Source organism: Candidatus Centipeda massiliensis (assembly GCF_900290285.1).
Taxonomy (GTDB): Bacteria; Bacillota; Negativicutes; order Selenomonadales; family Selenomonadaceae; genus Centipeda; species Centipeda massiliensis.
In genome coordinates this window covers 1-16,689 of record NZ_LT985758.1, presented here as the reverse complement: position 1 = coordinate 16,689, position 16,689 = coordinate 1, and the positions used below count along the sequence as shown (strand labels likewise).

At 54.4% G+C, this 16,689-nt stretch carries 20 protein-coding genes and 2 pseudogenes; 3 read left to right on the top strand and 19 right to left on the bottom strand.

Translation table 11 applies throughout. The features are described from left to right. Window positions 1-9 precede the first annotated feature (9 nt). From C8273_RS11475 to C8273_RS11405, 15 genes are all read right to left on the bottom strand, one after another. A complete protein-coding gene (locus C8273_RS11475; RefSeq protein WP_106627843.1) occupies window positions 10-645 on the bottom strand; it encodes a precorrin-8X methylmutase in 636 nt (211 codons plus the stop codon). 8 nt (window positions 646-653) lie between these two features. Further along, complete coding sequence (gene cobK / locus C8273_RS11470) at window positions 654-1,442, bottom strand: precorrin-6A reductase (RefSeq protein WP_106627842.1); 789 nt, start codon at window positions 1,440-1,442, stop codon at window positions 654-656. Then, complete coding sequence (gene cobJ, locus C8273_RS11465) at window positions 1,439-2,194, bottom strand: precorrin-3B C(17)-methyltransferase (RefSeq protein ID WP_106627841.1); 756 nt, start codon at window positions 2,192-2,194, stop codon at window positions 1,439-1,441. The genes cobK and cobJ overlap by 4 nt, the downstream gene beginning before the upstream one ends. Next, entirely contained in the window at window positions 2,182-3,270 is a 1,089-nt protein-coding gene (locus tag C8273_RS11460; RefSeq protein WP_106627840.1) for a cobalt-precorrin 5A hydrolase, read from the bottom strand. Before C8273_RS11460 ends, cobJ begins: the two co-directional genes overlap by 13 nt. Next, window positions 3,267-4,022 (bottom strand): precorrin-4 C(11)-methyltransferase, encoded by a 756-nt coding sequence (cobM, locus tag C8273_RS11455; protein WP_106627839.1) that lies wholly within the window; start codon window positions 4,020-4,022, stop codon window positions 3,267-3,269. Before cobM ends, C8273_RS11460 begins: the two co-directional genes overlap by 4 nt. Before the next feature lie 9 nt (window positions 4,023-4,031). Next, window positions 4,032-4,607, bottom strand: a complete 576-nt coding sequence (gene cbiT, locus C8273_RS11450; RefSeq protein WP_106627838.1) for a precorrin-6Y C5,15-methyltransferase (decarboxylating) subunit CbiT — start codon at window positions 4,605-4,607, stop codon at window positions 4,032-4,034. Continuing rightward, window positions 4,604-5,257 carry a precorrin-6y C5,15-methyltransferase (decarboxylating) subunit CbiE gene (gene cbiE, locus C8273_RS11445; RefSeq protein WP_106627837.1) on the bottom strand — a complete coding sequence of 218 codons (654 nt, stop codon included), beginning with the start codon at window positions 5,255-5,257 and terminating at the stop codon, window positions 4,604-4,606. The genes cbiT and cbiE overlap by 4 nt, the downstream gene beginning before the upstream one ends. Continuing rightward, on the bottom strand, window positions 5,239-6,345 hold the full coding sequence (cbiD, locus tag C8273_RS11440; RefSeq protein WP_106627836.1) for a cobalt-precorrin-5B (C(1))-methyltransferase CbiD: 1,107 nt from the start codon (window positions 6,343-6,345) through the stop codon (window positions 5,239-5,241). Before cbiD ends, cbiE begins: the two co-directional genes overlap by 19 nt. Before the next feature lie 102 nt (window positions 6,346-6,447). Next, entirely contained in the window at window positions 6,448-7,062 is a 615-nt protein-coding gene (lexA, locus tag C8273_RS11435; protein WP_106627835.1) for a transcriptional repressor LexA, read from the bottom strand. A 93-nt stretch (window positions 7,063-7,155) separates the two neighbouring features. Next, window positions 7,156-8,046, bottom strand: a complete 891-nt coding sequence (locus C8273_RS11430) for a prephenate dehydrogenase (RefSeq protein ID WP_106627834.1) — start codon at window positions 8,044-8,046, stop codon at window positions 7,156-7,158. Next, window positions 8,043-9,056, bottom strand: coding sequence for a 3-deoxy-7-phosphoheptulonate synthase (aroF, locus tag C8273_RS11425; RefSeq protein ID WP_106627833.1), 1,014 nt, complete (start codon window positions 9,054-9,056; stop codon window positions 8,043-8,045). The genes C8273_RS11430 and aroF overlap by 4 nt, the downstream gene beginning before the upstream one ends. A gap of 12 nt (window positions 9,057-9,068) precedes the next feature. Then, entirely contained in the window at window positions 9,069-9,518 is a 450-nt protein-coding gene (locus C8273_RS11420; RefSeq protein ID WP_106627832.1) for an N-acetyltransferase, read from the bottom strand. Between the two features lie 26 nt (window positions 9,519-9,544). Next, window positions 9,545-10,177, bottom strand: a complete 633-nt coding sequence (nth, locus tag C8273_RS11415) for an endonuclease III (RefSeq protein WP_106627831.1) — start codon at window positions 10,175-10,177, stop codon at window positions 9,545-9,547. Window position 10,178: 1 nt separating this feature from the next. Continuing rightward, a complete protein-coding gene (locus C8273_RS11410; RefSeq protein WP_106627830.1) occupies window positions 10,179-11,540 on the bottom strand; it encodes a PFL family protein in 1,362 nt (453 codons plus the stop codon). A 15-nt stretch (window positions 11,541-11,555) separates the two neighbouring features. Beyond that, window positions 11,556-11,828: an ACT domain-containing protein gene (locus C8273_RS11405; protein WP_106627829.1), complete on the bottom strand. Its 273-nt coding sequence runs from the start codon at window positions 11,826-11,828 to the stop codon at window positions 11,556-11,558. 89 nt (window positions 11,829-11,917) lie between these two features. On the opposite strand from C8273_RS11405, the gene C8273_RS13315 reads away from it, so the two are divergent. Both C8273_RS13315 and C8273_RS11390 read left to right on the top strand, forming a co-directional pair. Further along, window positions 11,918-12,046: a secretion protein HlyD gene (locus tag C8273_RS13315; RefSeq protein ID WP_106627828.1), complete on the top strand. Its 129-nt coding sequence runs from the start codon at window positions 11,918-11,920 to the stop codon at window positions 12,044-12,046. Window positions 12,047-12,615: 569 nt separating this feature from the next. Beyond that, complete coding sequence (locus C8273_RS11390; protein ID WP_234344076.1) at window positions 12,616-13,365, top strand: DUF554 domain-containing protein; 750 nt, start codon at window positions 12,616-12,618, stop codon at window positions 13,363-13,365. 13 nt (window positions 13,366-13,378) lie between these two features. On the opposite strand, the pseudogene C8273_RS13515 reads toward C8273_RS11390, so the two are convergent. Further along, window positions 13,379-13,486: pseudogene (locus tag C8273_RS13515) on the bottom strand (head maturation protease, ClpP-related); the annotation flags it as partial. Continuing rightward, window positions 13,476-13,829, bottom strand: a pseudogene (locus tag C8273_RS13510) (phage portal protein); the annotation flags it as partial. The pseudogenes C8273_RS13515 and C8273_RS13510, both read right to left, overlap by 11 nt. A 557-nt stretch (window positions 13,830-14,386) precedes the next feature. Between C8273_RS13510 and C8273_RS11380 the strand changes: the two are divergent. Further along, entirely contained in the window at window positions 14,387-15,370 is a 984-nt protein-coding gene (locus C8273_RS11380; protein ID WP_106627827.1) for an HNH endonuclease, read from the top strand. Window positions 15,371-15,671: 301 nt separating this feature from the next. Here the strand turns inward: C8273_RS11380 and C8273_RS11375 are convergent, their stop codons facing one another. Together C8273_RS11375 and C8273_RS12675 are read right to left on the bottom strand one after the other, a co-directional pair. Next, window positions 15,672-16,229, bottom strand: a complete 558-nt coding sequence (locus C8273_RS11375; RefSeq protein ID WP_234344073.1) for a DDE-type integrase/transposase/recombinase — start codon at window positions 16,227-16,229, stop codon at window positions 15,672-15,674. Window positions 16,230-16,334: 105 nt separating this feature from the next. Next, a complete protein-coding gene (locus tag C8273_RS12675; protein WP_159060772.1) occupies window positions 16,335-16,562 on the bottom strand; it encodes a hypothetical protein in 228 nt (75 codons plus the stop codon). Window positions 16,563-16,689: the final 127 nt, after the last annotated feature.

The window sequence follows — 16,689 nt, the reverse complement described above, 5'->3', positions numbered from 1 at the left end:
GATCTCTCCTTAGGGGCGTGTGTTGTCGATCAGATACATGAGTGCGTTGATCGCCGCAGCCGCAATGGGGCTGCCGCCCTTCGTGCCCTCGACGGTGATGTAGGGAACAATATCGTTTTCCGCAAGCGCAGCCTTGGACTCCGCCGCCCCAACAAAACCAACGGGAATGCCGACAATGCAGGCGGGACGGATCCCCTCTTCGCGCACGAGGCGCAGCACCTCAAAGAGCGCCGTGGGCGCGTTTCCAATGGCAACAATATTCCCGTCGAGATCCTTTCCAAACTGACGCATGGCGACCATCGAACGCGTAATGCCCTCTGCTTTTGCGCGCACGGCGACATCGGGATCCGCCACGAGGCAGTGCACCTCACCGCCGAATGAGGCGAGCTTTTTCTTGTTAATGCCCGTACGCACCATCTCGACATCCGTATAGATATGAGCCCCTGCCTTCAGTGCCTCGATGGCACGGTCAATCGCCGCCGGATGCACACGCGTGATCGGCGCATAGCCAACATCGCCGGAGGCGTGGATCAGACGCGAATAGAGCTTCGTCGCCCGCTCATCCAGTCCAAGCCCCTCCAGATGGGGTACAATCAGCTCCATGCTGCGATTTTCAATCGCCATCGGTTCCTTGATGAAATCCATAAAAACTCCTATCTCTGCGATTCACTCACCGAATCGACAAAATGCTTCACATCTTCATACGTATGCGCCAGATGCGGATAATTCAGTATGGGACGATCAATCACAATGACGGGCAGATTCAGGTCTGCCGCCGCCTGAAATTTTGCGTCCGTACCGCCGATTGTTCCGCTGTTCTTCGTCACAATGACATCTGCCCCATACTTTTCATACATGGCTCGATTGAGTTCACGCGAAAACGGTCCCTGCATGGCAATGATCTGCGCAGGTGTCAGTCCCAGTCCCTCGCAGAGCGCAATCACCTCCGCAGTCGGGAGGACACGCGCGATCAGCGTGCAGCTTACAAGCGGCTTTGCCTTGACGAAACGTTCCAAATTGCGGCTTCCCGTCGTCAAAAACACATTTTTTCCAAAATGCGCCGCAGCCTCCGCCGCCTCCTCATAAGAGTGCACAAGATGCACATTCTCATAGGAAATATCCGTCAGGTCACGCTCGAAGCGAATATAGGGAATCCCCGCCGCCGCACACGCCGCCATGGCATTGCGTGAGACATTGACCGCGTAGGGGTGCGTTGCATCCACAAAGACGTGAATCCCGTGCGCGCTGAAAAAGTCATGCAGCCCAGCCTCATCGAGCGGCGTATCGTTGATGAGGAGATGTCCGCGGCTCCCCTCCTCCTGCTCGGCAAGGAGCTGCTGTCCGTAAGTACTGACAACCGATGCTGCCACATCATGCCCCGCAGCGCAGAGACGACGCACGATTTCACGCCCATCCTGCGTTCCCGCCGCCGTGAAAATCAAAGCCCTGGCTCCCGCTTCTGATAGCCGCGCGGCGTAATCATCCAGTCCCCCACCTGCCGGGTCTTGGAGTTGCCGATGATGACGATCGAGAACATATTGATGTCCTCCTTCGTAAAGTCGCCGAGCCTCGAAATCAGCACCGCCTCATTGGCACGACTCGCCCCCGTCACAATGCCAACGGGCGTCTCAGACGTACGGTGGCGCAGGAAGATCTCCTGCACGGCTTTGATCTGCCCCACGCGCTTATGACTGCGCGGATTGTAGAGCGCCGTAACAAAGTCACCCTTTGCCGCGAGTTCGGCACGCTCCTGAATGATCTCCCACGGCGTCAAGAGATCCGAGAGGCTGATGACAACAAAGTCGTGCATAATGGGCGCACCAAGAAGCCCTGCCGCCGCGCTCATCGCCGAGACACCGGGAATCACACCGCCGAACTCCGGCTTCTCCGCGTCATCCATCTTCACGAGCAATTCGAGGACAAGCCCTGCCATCCCATAGATGCCGGCATCACCGCTCGATATGACAACGACATTTTCCCCTGCCGACGCCTCCTGAAGCGCCGCACGACAGCGGTCAATCTCCTGCGTCATGCCTGTATCGAGCACCTTTTTTCCTTCGACAAGCTCCGCGATCAGATCCACATAGCGCTTGTACCCGACCACCGTCGTCGCCTCTTCAATCGTGCGCCGTGCACGGTAGGTCATATCGTCCAGACTGCCGGGGCCGATGCCCACAACACTTATTTTTCCCATAGGAGTGCCACCGTCACTTTCTCAAATGCTGTTTTTCCGAGCGCCATGCGCCCCCCTGCTTCTCCTGCCGCACAGAGCGCTGCGGCCTCGGATACATTTCCGACGCCAATCGTCTGCCGGACAAAATCGGACTCTGTGAGTCCGTATCGTTCAATCATCGCTGTAAGATCCTCGTTCGGATAGAATCGGATCCCCCGCCCGAGGGTCGCCGCCGCCGCAAGCAGCCCCGCCTCACTGCGCTTGACCGTCGTGCTTGCAAAAAGATCAATGGCAGACGGCTCGCGCCCGATCATGCCGCACGCCTCTGTGAGTGCGCGCAGGATCTTTGCCTCCGGAACCCCTGCACGGCAGCCAATGCCCGCAATCAAGCGGCGCGGGACGAGATAGAGCGTACGCGGCTCCATTTCGTTCGGAACATCTTCCGTACGTATGATAACGACGCGGTATTCATCTGCACCAACCGACGGTACGCTGCCGTGAAAGAGCCGCGCCTGTATCTCCTCTGTGCGCAGCTGCGCCTCATAGAACGGTGCGTGCGGCAGATCATGCGCAATATAGTATGCGATCTCTTTCCCCGCAAGCAGAGCCGTATTGAGCACCTGTATCGCAGATTTCGGCACGGGACGGAGCGCCAGTCGTGCCGCCAGCACATCCGGCGCAAGAGCGCCTGTCACGTCCGTCGCCGTCGTAATGACAGGGTCGGCGCCCACCGCCGCGCACAGCTCTCGTGTGAGTTCATTAGCGCCGCCAATGTGCCCCGAGAGAAGGCTGATGCCATGCCGCCCCGCCTCATCGAAGACGAGTACGGCGGGATCGTACAGCTTGCTCTCGACACAAGGTGCAAGCATGCGTACAACAATGCCCGTCGCCATCACGCAGATCATGGCGTCATAGCGCGTAAACGCCGTCTTGATCACATCTGCAAGACGCGCAAAATATACGATGTCATGCGCTGTGGAAACGCTGCCACGCATACGCTCGGGCAGATAGATCGTACCGCCGCCCTCCACAGCCTCCGCGAGACGGCGGACAAGCTGTGCACCGCCCTCCGTCAAGGCAAAGAGCGCTGTTCTCACGACTTCGCATCCCGAAACATGTGCGAGAACCCGGCATCATAGAGCTGCGAGAGATTATATTTTGTATCGAGGCAGTCCCCCACCACAATCATCGCCGTACGGTCGATCTCCTCCGCCTTCACCTGTGCGGCAATCGTCGCGAGCGTCCCGCGCAGAATCTTCTGCTCCGGCCACGTTGCGCGCTGCACAATGGCAATCGGCGTTTTTTCCTCATAGCCGCCCGCGATGAGTTCCGCCACAACCTCTTCAATCATCGCAATCGAGAGAAAGATGCACATGGTCGCATGATGTGCGGCAAGGCTGCGCAGCTTCTCACGCTCCGGAACAGGCGTACGTCCCTCGTTGCGCGTGATAATGACCGTCTGTGAAATGCCGGGCAGCGTATACTCCTGCCTAAGTGCTGCCGCTGTTCCGAGGAAGGAACTCACGCCGGGAACGACATCGTATTCAAAGCCACGCTTCTTCCACGCGTCCATCTGCTCCTGAATCGCACCGTAGATCGCGGGATCGCCCGTATGCAGGCGCACCGTCATCTTACCCGCGGCCTCTGCTCGAGCAATGGTCTCTACGACCTCGTCGAGCGTCATGGATGCCGAGTTGTGAATCTCCGCACCCTCCTTGCACATGGCGAGAAGTGCGGGATTGACGAGCGACCCGGCATAGATGACGACATCCGCCTCCGCAAGATAGCGCGCTCCCTTCACCGTGATAAGCTCGGGATCACCGGGTCCCGCACCGACAATATGGATCATATATATTCCTCACTTTCTCTGAGCCGTAATGATATAGATGGGGTTGAGCGCCTTTGCCATATCGTACGAGCCGACGCGCTCCAGTCGGTTGATCTGCACCTGTATCGCCTCGTATGTATAGCGATCTGCGTGTGCATGAAAATAGTCCAGACAGGCGGCTACCGTCTGCATGGTGATCGCGTTCGCCACAATACGACCCGCAGGACGCAGACGCTCCCCGATGATGTCCAGAATATCCGAAAGCTTACGTCCGCTGCCGCCGATCAGAGCCACATCAAGTGCGGGCAGCCCCGCCAAAGCATCGGGAGCAGTCCCCTCAATGGCAGTAATATTCTCTGCCCCGAAGCGCTTCGCATTCTCCGCGATCAGACCGATGGCCTCCGGATTTTTTTCAATCGCATAAACGTGCCCTGCCGGAGCAAGCCGCGCAGCCTCAATCGACAGCGATCCGGTGCCCGCGCCGACATCATAGATCACTGCATCCGGTGCGATCTGTGCCTTGACAAGCGTGAGGATACGGATTTCCTCCTTCGTCATCGGCACCTTGCCTCGGACAAACGCTTCGTCCTTTATTCCAAGATTCATACAGCCTCCTGTGCGCATACGATGATGACCCCGTGCCCGATCCCCTCGTCATCCGCCGCTGCACCCAATGTCGTTTCTAAAATTTTTTCATCCGGGTATGAAAGCCGCGTACAGACATACATGCGATCCGCTTCCTGCCAACCGCGCGCCAAAAGCCGCGCAGCAATCGTCTGTGAGTTGTTTCGCCCGTCCGTCAGCATACCGAGCACGGCACCCGGCGCACGAAAAAGCTCCTCCGCCTGAGGTTCCCGCCCGTGAAAGCTGAGAAGGCGTGCCGCGTGCCACGGAAGTGCCAGCCGCGCAAACGCGAGCTGCAGCGAGCTGATTCCCGGCACAACATCAATCTGTGCAATGGAAAATGTACGCCGCAGTGCGTCGAGGAGCGAATAGTAGCCGGGATCACCCGAGACCATGACCACCACGTTATCCTCGGCGAGCCCATCCTGAATAAACGCCAGAACAGCCGGAATGTCTGCACCGATGGCGCACGCGCGCACACCGTCGTGTGCGTAATCCGCAAGCGCACGCTTTCCTCCGACGATGATACGCGCATCCTCTATTATTTTCCGTGCTTTTGGCAACAAATAGGCAGGGTCTCCCGGGCCAATGCCAACGACGATTATCTTATGACTCAATGCACCAGTCTCCATCCATATCTCGCGGCAAAGGAATATGCCCGTGCATCTGCGCCCAGAATATCGCCCGCAAAGTTCACCATCAGCGCACCGACCTGAACCTTGCCAAAGAGATAGCGCTCCGCACGGACGTGCACACGCTCTGCGATCACTGCACAGACGCGCTCCATCAGACCGGCAGCGGCGATGATCTCCATCGCATCCTCCGTCGTATTCGCCGCAAGAACGGCACGCACACCATCCTGTGCCAGCCCCTCTGCCGCTGCGTATGCGGCAAGCGTCTCAAGGCGTGCATCCGCAATGCGGTTGTGCGTATGAAAGACGCCTGCCGCCACCTTCACGAGTTTGCCCGTATGTCCGAGGATGAGAATTTTCTCCGCCCCGCGCTCTGCCGCACGATCCAGCATAAATCCGATAAAATTGCTTGTCTCGATGAGCGCCGTCTGCGGTATGCCAAGCGAGAGCGCGATCCGCTCCCCAATCTTTCCCGGCACGAAGACGAGCACAGGCGCATCTGCTGCAAGCGCCACATCGATCTGCGGCACAAGGGAGTCCTTGAACGCCTCCTCCGACATGGGGCGGAGAACCCCCGTCGTCCCGATCACAGAGATCCCGCCCTCAATGCCGAGCACGGGATTCAGTGTTTTCTTTGCAAGTTCCACACCCGCAGGGATGGAGATGGTCACACGTGCACCAAAGTCAGCGTGCCCTGTCATCTCCTCAATCACATGGCGAATCAGCGTCCGCGGTCCCTCGTTGATGGACGGTTCTCCGACGGGGAGACTCATGCCGCGCTTCGTCACCGTGCCGACCCCCTCGCCCGCACGAAACTCGATGCCCGCCCCATCGTGAAGCGCGACCGTCGTGAACACGGAAACGCCGTTTGTGATATCGGGATCATCCCCCGAGAACTTCACTACCTCGGCGCGAATCCCCTCGTCAGTCTCCACAACATCCTTTACGGGAATCGTCAGGGGCGTCCCGTCAAGTGCCATTAGCTCAATCTCATGCCAGTCCGCCCCCGCCATAAAGAGAAACGCAGCCTTGACCCCTGCTGCTGCACAGGCACCCGTCGTATAGCCGCTGCGCAATTCCTTTGCCATAGTCACCTCTCAAATGACAGAAAAACAGAATTATTATATCATTCCTCGGGACAAATGAAAAGAGAGCACCATGCTTTTCGCACAGTGCTCTCCCGATATGCCTCAAATATGACGGTAGAGTCCAATGACCTTGCCTAGAATCTGCACGTCCGTCTCATAGAATGGCTCCATGCTGTCGTTTTCCGGCTGCAGACGAATGCAGTTTTTCTCGCGGAAGAAGCGCTTCACCGTCGCCGACTCGCCATCGACAAGCGCGACTACAATTTCGCCGTTATTCGCCGTCGGCTGCTGACGTACAAGGACAAAATCCCCGTCAAAGATGCCGACATTGATCATACTGTCCCCCTGAATGCGCAGCATGAAAACATCCTCCGCCGTACCGATGAGTCCGCGCGGAAAGGAGAAGACCTCCTCGACATTCTGTTCTGCGAGAATTGGCTCCCCCGCTGTTACCGTACCGACCAGCGGCACAGGGATCGTACGTCCCCACGGATTCTCCCCCATGATGTCGATGGCGCGGGGCTTTGTCGCGTCCCGTCGGATCGCGCCGTTCTCCTCAAGCATCGCAAGATAGCGATGCACGGTCGAGCTGGACTTCAGCCCGACCGCTGTGCCGATCTCGCGCACCGAGGGCGGATATCCCTTTTCCACCAAAAAATCTTTGATATACTGCAAGATCTCGGATTGACGCCGTGTGGATATTCTTGTTTTCTTCACGGTAATACCCCCTACAGGTTTTTCGTACACACATAGCCGCTTTTATCATAGCATATATACGTTCTAAAAAAAAGAGGGAGATCCCAAAAAACATCAATTTGTATCAAATTTTTGTTCCGCATCGTGCAGAATACCATCGCGACGTGCCTTTGAAGCGACAAAATAGTCATGCACAGCTTGACGATCCCCTGCCTCCACCGCCGCAGCAACCTCACCGAGAATATTTTGCAGCTCCCGCAGTGCGTCTATGATCGGCTTCCCATTCGTCATGCAGATATCCGCCCACATATCCGCATTTGACGAGGCAATGCGCGTCGTGTCCTTGAAACCGCCGCCGATGAGCTTGAGGCAGGAGTCCAGATCGTCGCCGCTGCGGTTGAGGAGCGTAACGAGTGCCGCCGCCGCCAGATGCGGCACATGGCTGATGACCGCCGCACAGCGGTCATGCTGCGCGAGATCAAGCGTGGTAAAATTCGCTTTGGTATGGCGCAGAAGCTCCATCAGGCGTGTTTTGACTTCCTGCGGCACCTGCGGATCATCGATGATGACATACGCCTTGTGTGCAAAGAGATCCTTCGAGGCCGCCTCCACACCGCTCTTCTCACGCCCCGTCATCGGATGTCCCGGCACATAGTAGACGGAAGGCGGCAGAATCTTATGCAGCCCCTCATATACATATCCCTTTGTGCTTCCCGCATCGGTGAGGATTGCACCCGGCTTCAAATACGGCAGCATGCGCTCCACCATCGGTACAATCTGCAAGACCGGTGGGCTGAGATACACAACATCCGCATCCCCGACCACAGCCGCAAGGTCAGACGAAGCCTCATCCACCGCGCCGCATTCCACTGCCGCGCACATAGACCGCTCGGTGCGGCAAAGCCCCGTGATATAGATGTCATCGCCAAGCGCAGCCTTGAGACAGAGTCCGAGCGAGCCGCCGATGAGTCCGACCCCGATGATGGCGAGCTTCGTCCTGCTCATGCGCGCCGTCCGACGGCGGGCGCGATCTGACGCACCTCATCCATCAGCTGCTCAAAGTTGCGCGGCACGAGGCTCTGATCGCCGTCCGAGAGCGCACATTCCGGATGACAGTGCACCTCGATGATGAGACCGTCTGCTCCGACGGCGACCGAGGCACGCGCCAGCGGACGCACCATCTGCCAGCGTCCCGTCCCGTGACTGGGGTCTGCGATGACAGGGAAATGCGTCAGCTCCTTGAGCGCAGCGACTGCGTTGAGATCCATCGTATTGCGTGTAAATGTTTCATAAGTACGGATGCCGCGCTCGCAGAAGATAATATTCTCATTTCCACCGGAGGCAATGTACTCGGCAGCATTCAGCCATTCGCTGATGGTCGCGGACAGACCACGCTTAAAGAGCACAGGCGTCTGTATTTTTCCGAGCGCCTTGAGCATTTGGAAATTCTGCATATTGCGTGCCCCGACCTGAAGCAGATCCGCATACTCCGATACGACCTCGATATCGTCCTTATCCACGATTTCGGTCACAACACGCAGCCCCGTCTTGTCCCCCACATCACGGAGGATCTTCAGCCCCTCAAGCCCAAGTCCCTGAAAATCGTATGGGCTTGTACGCGGCTTGAACGCGCCGCCGCGCAGAAACTGTGCACCGGCTTCCTTGACCTTGACAGCCACTTCGTAAACCTGATCGTAACTTTCGACCGAGCAGGGTCCCGCCATAATGGCAAGCTGCTCACCACCGACGGGGAATCCTGCCACGTCCACAATCGTGTTTGCTGGATGGAAATCGCGGCTGACAAGTTTATATTTCTCTGTAATACGTACTGTCTTTTCAACTCCTTCCATCATATTCATCTCAAGTCCCGCAATGAGTTTCTTATCGCCGATCACACCAATGATGAAGCGATCCTCTCCCTTCGAGAGATGCGTGCGCAGCCCTGCCTGCTCGATCTTCGCCGTGACTTGATCGATATTTTCCTGTGTGGCTCTTGGGTTCATAACAACAATCATAATACGCCTCCATCATACCTTGATCATAGCAATCTCATCGCAGTTTGGATACTTCGGGCAGTCAATGCACTCTTTCCAAACCTTCTGCGGCAGTTCTTCCCGACTGATGCGGATAAAGCCAAGTTTGCGAAAAAACTCCGGTTTATACGTGAGGGTAAACACCTTCTCGATCCCGAGCGCATCGCCCTCATCGAGCAGATATCCGACAATCTCCGAGCCGATCCCTTTCCGCATGCGCTCAGGCGCAATCGCCATCATACGCACCTCAGCGAGTCGATCCCACATGATATGCAGGGCACCGACTCCGACGACCGCCCCTTCATCCTCTGCGACAATCATATCACGCAGATTTTCGTAAAGTGTATTACGCGAGCGCGGGAGCATTTCTCCCTGTGCCGCATAGATATGCACGAGGTTATAGATAGACTCGATGTCATCAAATCGTGCCTTGCGGTAGATCATGCCCTCACACTCCTTTCGTCGGAATACTATGCCATACTGCTTGGACAAAGAGGGCTCAGAGGGCAATCCCCGCAGAGGGGCTTGCGCGCCTTGCACAGCTGCCGCCCGTGCAGGATCAGCCAGTGATGTGCATCGCTCCAGTCCTCACGCGGAATCGCCTTTTGCAGCCCCTTCTCCACCTCAAGCGGTGTCTTTCCGACCGCAAGGTGCAGGCGGTTCGCCACGCGAAATACATGCGTGTCGACGGCGATGGCGGGCGCGTGAAACGCGACGCTCATCACAACATTCGCCGTCTTTCTCCCAACCCCTGGAAGTTTTTGCAGTGCCTCAAAGTCTGCGGGTACCTCCCCACCGTACTGCTGCAGAAGGATGTCACACGTCTCCAGAATGTGCTTTGCCTTCATACGGAAAAAGCCACAGTCATGGATCGCCGTCTCAAGTTTTTCCTGTCCGAGTGCGGCAATCGCCTCGGGTGTATTCGCATATTGGAAAAGGCGCCCCGTCACGATGTTTACGCGCACATCTGTGCACTGCGCCGAAAGAATCACCGCGATGAGAAGCTCGAACGGAGTCCGAAATTCCAGCGCAGGTTTTGCATTGGGATAGAGTTCACGAAGGATGCGCAGCTGCTCTGCCTTGATGGCTTTCGTCACTCTCATATCAATTCGTCAGCGAACGCGTCGGCGCGGGAATCCGCCCACCGCGCGCGATGAACGCCGCCGAACTAAATCCGCTGCGCACGGGCACAATCGGCGAATAGCCGAGAAGTCCGCCGAACGATACCCCCTCACCGACCTTCTTGCCGGGCACGGGGATCACGCGCACCGCCGTCGTCTTGTTATTCACCATGCCAATTGCCGCCTCATCTGCGATGATTGCAGAAATCGTTGCGGCGGGCGTATCCCCCTCAATCGCAATCATATCCAATCCGACCGAACAAACACAGGTCATCGCCTCAAGCTTTTCAATCGAGAGGCTGCCGCACTCAACAGCGTCGATCATGCCCTCATCCTCGCTGACTGGGATAAACGCACCCGAAAGACCACCGACATGGGAGCTCGCCATGAGCCCGCCCTTCTTGACCGCGTCGTTGAGGAGCGCAAGCGCCGCCGTCGTGCCGGGAGCACCGCACGCCTCAAGCCCCATCTCCTCAAGAATGCGTGCCACACTGTCCCCGACCTCTGAGGTCGGCGCAAGCGAAAGGTCAATGATGCCGAACGGCACACCCAGCCGGCGTGACGCCTCACGCGCAACGAGCTGTCCTACGCGTGTAATCTTAAACGCCGTACGCTTGATCGTCTCCGCGACCTCCGTAAAGTCCGCGCCCTTCAGATCCTCAAGTGCGTGCTTGACGACACCGGGCCCGCTGACGCCGACGTTGATGACGCGGTCACCCTCGGCAACGCCGTGAAACGCCCCCGCCATAAATGGATTATCTCCGGGTGCGTTGCAGAACACAACGATCTTCGCACAGCCGATTGCCTCCTGCTCGCGCGTCAACTCCGCCGTGCGCTTGATCACATCGCCCATCTCGCGCACTGCATCCATGTTGATGCCTGCCTTCGTCGAGCCGATGTTCACCGACGAGCAGACAATGTCCGTCGCCGCCATCGCCTGCGGGATCGAGTCGATGAGTACGCGATCGCCATGCGTCATGCCCTTTTCAACGAGTGCAGAAAACCCGCCGATAAAGTCGACCCCGACCGCCTTTGCCGCGCGGTCAAGCGCCTCCGCCACGGGCACAAACGAATCCGTCTGACACGCGTCCGCCGCAATCGCAATCGGCGTGACGGAGATGCGCTTGTTGATGATGGGAATGCCGTACTCCGTTTCGATATCCTCGCCCGTCCGCACGAGATACTCTGCCGAGCGCGTGATCTTCTCGTATACATTTTGACAGAACTTGTCAATGTTCGGGTGCGCACAGTCACGCAGGGAAATCCCCATCGTAATCGTGCGTACATCGAGACGGTTTTCCGTAATCATCCGATTGGTTTCGCGGATATCCTCAAATGTAATCACTCTGCCGCTCCTCGCTCAAACACTGTGCATCACTTGAAAAATCTCCTGATGTTGGAGCTTGATTTCAAGCCCGCGCTCCTCGCCCTTCTGCCGCAGGAGATCCTGCAAGTCCTTCAAGCGGATCTGTGCATCGTCCGGCATCTCCGCAATCATTACCATGTTGAAAAAACCGTCCATGATATTCTGATTCACATTCAGGATGTTCACGCGCTGCTCCGCGAGAATCCCGCTCACCATCGCCACAATACCGACCTGATCCCGCCCAACAATCGTCACAACCAGCTTCATCGCTGTCACTCCTCACAGAAAATATGCACATATCCAGGGAATCGCTGATAAAATGAAGTCCTGCAGATTGGCGTAGATTTTTCTGTCCGATTGAGGAGGCAAACCGGACGCATAGCCAAAGCTATGTGGAGGATTTGCCGACAAAAAGCGGGCAAAAAAGATACGCTAAGATGGCGCGGCTGAATTTATCAGTGCTTCCCCAACACAGATTGAGATAGAGATATACAATTAGTTATAGCAGATATGCGCCGTATATGCAAGGTTTTGGTATATCAAGTTTTACAACGCATCTATAAACCAAGCAACCGCAAGGCTTCACGGGAATAACACAGACATTTTTGCACAAAGGCGAAATAGCTACGCAGAAAGGTGATGTTGTATAAATGATGTTGTATAAATAAAGTTGACAACTTCTTCGCAAGGATTTTAGATGAAGTCAAAGAGGAGAAGGAGAGGTCAAAATGGCAGCAAACGTACAACATGATCACGAATTTAAGGAATCGCTGATAAAATGAAGTCTGTCAGATTGGCGTAGATTTTTCTGTCCGATTGAGGAGGAAAACCGGACGCATAGCAAGGGCTATATGGAGGATTCTAGGGCACAGGCAGGGCGAAAACAGATGCATCAAGAGGCATAAGCTGAATTTATCAGTGCTTCCCTAAGCAACAGGCATTCTATCTCCCATCCCTGTGTGACGGGAGATTTTATGTACCCACGCGATGACGGTTTACATACATCGCGAAATGAAGTACAATAAACATTCATTTATGGAAAGGATATGAGGCTATGCCGGGAATGGGTGTGCTCGCAAATGTGGTCGCGGTTCTGATCGGCGGCGCCTTGGGGCTCGGGAGCGGGCGCTTCCTTGCGGAGCGTTTTCAGGCGACGCTCATGCGCGCATGTGCGCTCTCCGTGATCTTCCTCGGACTCGGCGGCGCACTCAGCAAGATGCTCGTTGTTGGCACGGACGGGCATCTCGCCTTTGTCGACATCGACATGATGCTCGTCTCCCTCATCGGCGGCGCGATCATCGGCGAGATTCTGAACCTCGAGGATCGCATGACGGCGTTCGGCGCGTGGCTGAAACGCGTGTCAGGCAGCAGCGGGGACACGCATTTCATCGATGGGTTCGTCAGCGCGTCCCTCACCATCTGCGTCGGTGCAATGTCCGTCATCGGCGCGGTCAGCGACAGCCTCCTCGGTGATCCCTCCATCCTCTTTGCGAAAAGCGTGCTCGACGGCATCGTCATTATGCTGCTCACAGCAACACTCGGGAAGGGATGCATCTTCTCCGCGCTCTCCGTTGGTGTCTTTGAGGGCGCGATCTTTCTCGCAGCGGGCGCTATTGAGCCGCTTATGACGGACGCCGCACTCAGCAACCTCAGCTATGTGGGCAGCATTCTCATCTTCACCGTCGGCACGAACCTCATGACCCCTGCCCTACATCCGTGTCGCAAACTTCCTGCCTGCGCTCGTGATCGCGGTCGTGTGGGGCGTGATATAGCTTCCCCCCTTCCCCGAACCCTGCTATACTAATCTCCTACCATTCCAAGGGTGAAATCACCACGATTGATCCTGCCATTGCAACGACAGATGCAGCAGAAGCCGCAATCCCATCAATCTTGACGGCGACGTTTCCCTTGTACTCCATGAGCATATATTTGTGCGTAAGCATTCCCCCACAGGAGGAGATGTGCCATGAGCGTCTCACGAAAGACGAAACTCGTCATCTCGGGATTCGGCGTATCGTGGAGCAGAAAGTACAACGGGTGCTCCGGCACGTGCTCCTTGTCCTGCCCTTGGTAGACGTAGACGTGAAGCGACAGCCCTGCGATGGATTCCGTGAGGATGCGCACACATGCATAGACTGCCGTTGTCTGCATTGCCGTCCGTTCGTTGACCGCCTTGCCTGCCGCCGTCTGACCAAACAAAAAAGACAAGCCGCCGAGATGATTTCTGGGCTTGTCCCGTGAACGAAAGAGTTTGCTATATAGGTTCATATACACCATCCATTCTTTATAAAAAGGATTTTTTTCCTGTTTAACGAAATCTCTCCATAAAGGAGATGATCTTATGAATAAATTACTCCGATACCCATTCTTACTCGTTATCTTTTCGCTTATTTCCGTGTCCGTTCATGTCGAGGCTACCCCCCAATATCTGGATAACGATCCAAACTACCCGCTCTCTTATGCCCATGCCAACTATTGCGGATACGTAGATTTAATTTCCTGTACCTACAACGATGAGGATGAAACATACGAGACCTGCTCATCTAGATATATTGCGTATACGATGAATATAACCGGTGATACTAGCACATATCAAACACGAACATTTCGCTTCAGGAAAGATCGAACGCAACCTCCACAAGTTTATGAAAATGGAGAATGGATTCCCCTCCAATCGTATGGTGAGTCCGAAGGTCAGAGATATATTACACTACTATCTGTACGCTCGAAATATGTTTAACATTGTTTATGAGCAAATAACCGGAACACCATATCCTAGCGATCAATAAAGAAGTAATACAATAGCTACTCTTAGGAGGATAATCATGGCTGTCTTTTACGTGTTCCAAGGAGAAACATATAATGAAGAATGCTCTGGAGGATATGTATGGTCCCCGCAAAGAACCAAATCCGGTAGAAAAAATGCTGGCTATAAAACAATGACGCATGTGAAAAAAGGAGACTTCATTCTACATAACTCAAACACCAAGATTATGGCGATCAGCATTGCTCAGGTTGATTGTTATGAATCGATGCAACCAGCAGCACTAAAAGCAGCAAACACATCGGTAGATTGGGATAACGAAGGGTATCGGATCGATACAAGCTATTTCACTTTTGATACACCTCTAAAAATAACCGATTATATGGAATGGTTCAGCCAGCATTACCAAAAAGACAGTGCATTCATGGTCAACGGAAGAGGCAAGCAACAGTACATGTGTCACCTTGCACCTGAACATGCAGTATTTATTCTTGAGAAAGCTGCTACAATTCAAAAGGAGCCGGGCCTACTTAAAACGATTCAATCTGCATTAATAGAAATCCTAAGAGATAAAGATCCTGAATATGATACCATAGAACAAGAAGAGATTAACAACTTGCTGGACGACGAGACAGTGCCCCCTGAATGGACTGGGGAAATGGCTCCACAGATAACCGTAACATCATCCATGACAGGAAGAGAACTGCCAAAAAGAGATCCAAAACGAGCAGCCGACGCATTAAAGCGTGCTAGCTATATTTGTGAAGTAAATGCTGAGGATAGAATCTTCCTAAGAAAAAATGGAAAGGGCTATACTGAGCCGCACCATCTCATTCCTATTAGCAAATTCAAGGATTTTAACTATAGTCTGGATGTAATGGAAAACATTGTATCTCTTTGCAGCCATTGTCATAATTTGCTTCATTATGGTAGGTTCGAAGATAAAGAACCTATTTTGGAGAAGCTATATTATGAGCGCATTGAAGCCCTTAGAAAATGTGGCCTCGACTTAAGCTTGGATCAGCTAAAGGAGTATTATCGATAAGCATAGAACGTGCTCAAAGCCCTCGCTCCTACACATAAAAATAACGCCTACCAAAATCGGTAGACGTCAAAGTGCGATTTTGTGATGGGTCGCTCGGTCCCCTTATTTCAGGGCGGAGACAAGAGCACGCATACGCAGACATGCAAGGCTTCCACAATGAACGCCTCCCATCACGCGCAAGTGCGCATCAAAGAAAATGATCCGCCCGGTCAACTCAACAGAGACTCCACTATTGTGGCGGTCGCGGTCATTATGATATTGTCAAGAACAGTTGACAAATTTCTCACAAGGGAACAAACGTTTAAGTGTTTGCGGCAATAGAGTCATAGAACTGTCGACGTTTCACCATCGGAGGAAGCCCACCGTTTGTGGAACAAATTCGGCGGTTGTTCCAATAGCTCATGAAGTATCGCCAAACCAGAACCTTCAACTCTTCCGTTGTCATCTTCTTCGTGTCATAGCGTCCGTAGAGAAGCTCCGACTTCATACGCGCCCACATACTCTCACAACACGCATTATCATAACAGCGTCCACCGGCACTGTTCATACTTTGACGGATTCCATAGTTTTGGATTGCCTCCCGATACAGCTGACTCGTGTATTGGCTGCCGCGATCCGAGTGCAGGATTGCTCCCCTGAGCATTGGGTAGGAAATCATGGCGTTATCAAGCATCTGCACACACAGAGAAGCCCTCATATTCGTATCCATAGAAAGTCCGAGCACCCCAGCGTCATAGCAGTCAAAGAGTGCTGAAATATAGAGTTTTCTATCACACGCAGGAATCTCTGTCATGTCGGTGACACACTTGGAAAGAGGTGTGTCGGCATGAAAATCACGGTGCAGGAGATCCTCCGACATCTGTGCCTGCTGATCTGTTTTTGTGATACCGTTCGGCTTGCAGTCTGCAATAAAAACTGATATTCCCTTTGTGTGCGCCGTCTGCCGTCTTGAACGCAATAAACTTCATACGTTCGTTTTTGTTGCCTTCAGACGGCTCGCGGCGAAAAAAACGTTTGCTTCTTCCAGAAAGTCATTCTCTTTCTTCAGACGTCGAATTTCCTTATCCTGTGCCTTGAGCTGGGCGCGAAGCTGCACGAGTTCCCTGTGCAAGCTCAGGGCACTCTGCGGTGTTTGCGTGCCGCACCCAAGATCCAAATATCCAAGTCGGTGGGCACGTGTCCATGTATACATTGATATTGTCAAGAACAGTTGACAAATTTCTCACAAGGAAACGAATGCTTAAGCAGTCGCGGCAATGGAGTCATAGAACTGTCGACGCTTCACCATCGGAGGAAGCCCACCGTTTGTTGAACAAATT

Bases quoted from the DNA above. Each gene is read 5' to 3' on its own strand.
- cobM (WP_106627839.1), bottom strand. From the start codon at position 4,022: ATGATCCATATTGTCGGTGCGGGACCCGGTGATCCCGAGCTTATCACG.
- C8273_RS11380 (WP_106627827.1), top strand. From the start codon at position 14,387: ATGGCTGTCTTTTACGTGTTCCAAGGAGAAACATATAATGAAGAATGC.
- C8273_RS11375 (WP_234344073.1), bottom strand. From the start codon at position 16,229: ATGTCGGAGGATCTCCTGCACCGTGATTTTCATGCCGACACACCTCTT.
- cbiD (WP_106627836.1), bottom strand. From the start codon at position 6,345: ATGGCAAAGGAATTGCGCAGCGGCTATACGACGGGTGCCTGTGCAGCA.
- C8273_RS11430 (WP_106627834.1), bottom strand. From the start codon at position 8,046: ATGAGCAGGACGAAGCTCGCCATCATCGGGGTCGGACTCATCGGCGGC.
- C8273_RS12675 (WP_159060772.1), bottom strand. From the start codon at position 16,562: ATGTATACATGGACACGTGCCCACCGACTTGGATATTTGGATCTTGGG.
- C8273_RS11475 (WP_106627843.1), bottom strand. From the start codon at position 645: ATGGATTTCATCAAGGAACCGATGGCGATTGAAAATCGCAGCATGGAG.
- nth (WP_106627831.1), bottom strand. From the start codon at position 10,177: ATGAGAGTGACGAAAGCCATCAAGGCAGAGCAGCTGCGCATCCTTCGT.
- aroF (WP_106627833.1), bottom strand. From the start codon at position 9,056: ATGATTGTTGTTATGAACCCAAGAGCCACACAGGAAAATATCGATCAA.
- cbiE (WP_106627837.1), bottom strand. From the start codon at position 5,257: ATGGAGACTGGTGCATTGAGTCATAAGATAATCGTCGTTGGCATTGGC.
- C8273_RS11420 (WP_106627832.1), bottom strand. From the start codon at position 9,518: ATGATCTACCGCAAGGCACGATTTGATGACATCGAGTCTATCTATAAC.
- C8273_RS11405 (WP_106627829.1), bottom strand. From the start codon at position 11,828: ATGAAGCTGGTTGTGACGATTGTTGGGCGGGATCAGGTCGGTATTGTG.
- cbiT (WP_106627838.1), bottom strand. From the start codon at position 4,607: ATGAATCTTGGAATAAAGGACGAAGCGTTTGTCCGAGGCAAGGTGCCG.
- cobJ (WP_106627841.1), bottom strand. From the start codon at position 2,194: ATGGGAAAAATAAGTGTTGTGGGCATCGGCCCCGGCAGTCTGGACGAT.
- C8273_RS11390 (WP_234344076.1), top strand. From the start codon at position 12,616: ATGCCGGGAATGGGTGTGCTCGCAAATGTGGTCGCGGTTCTGATCGGC.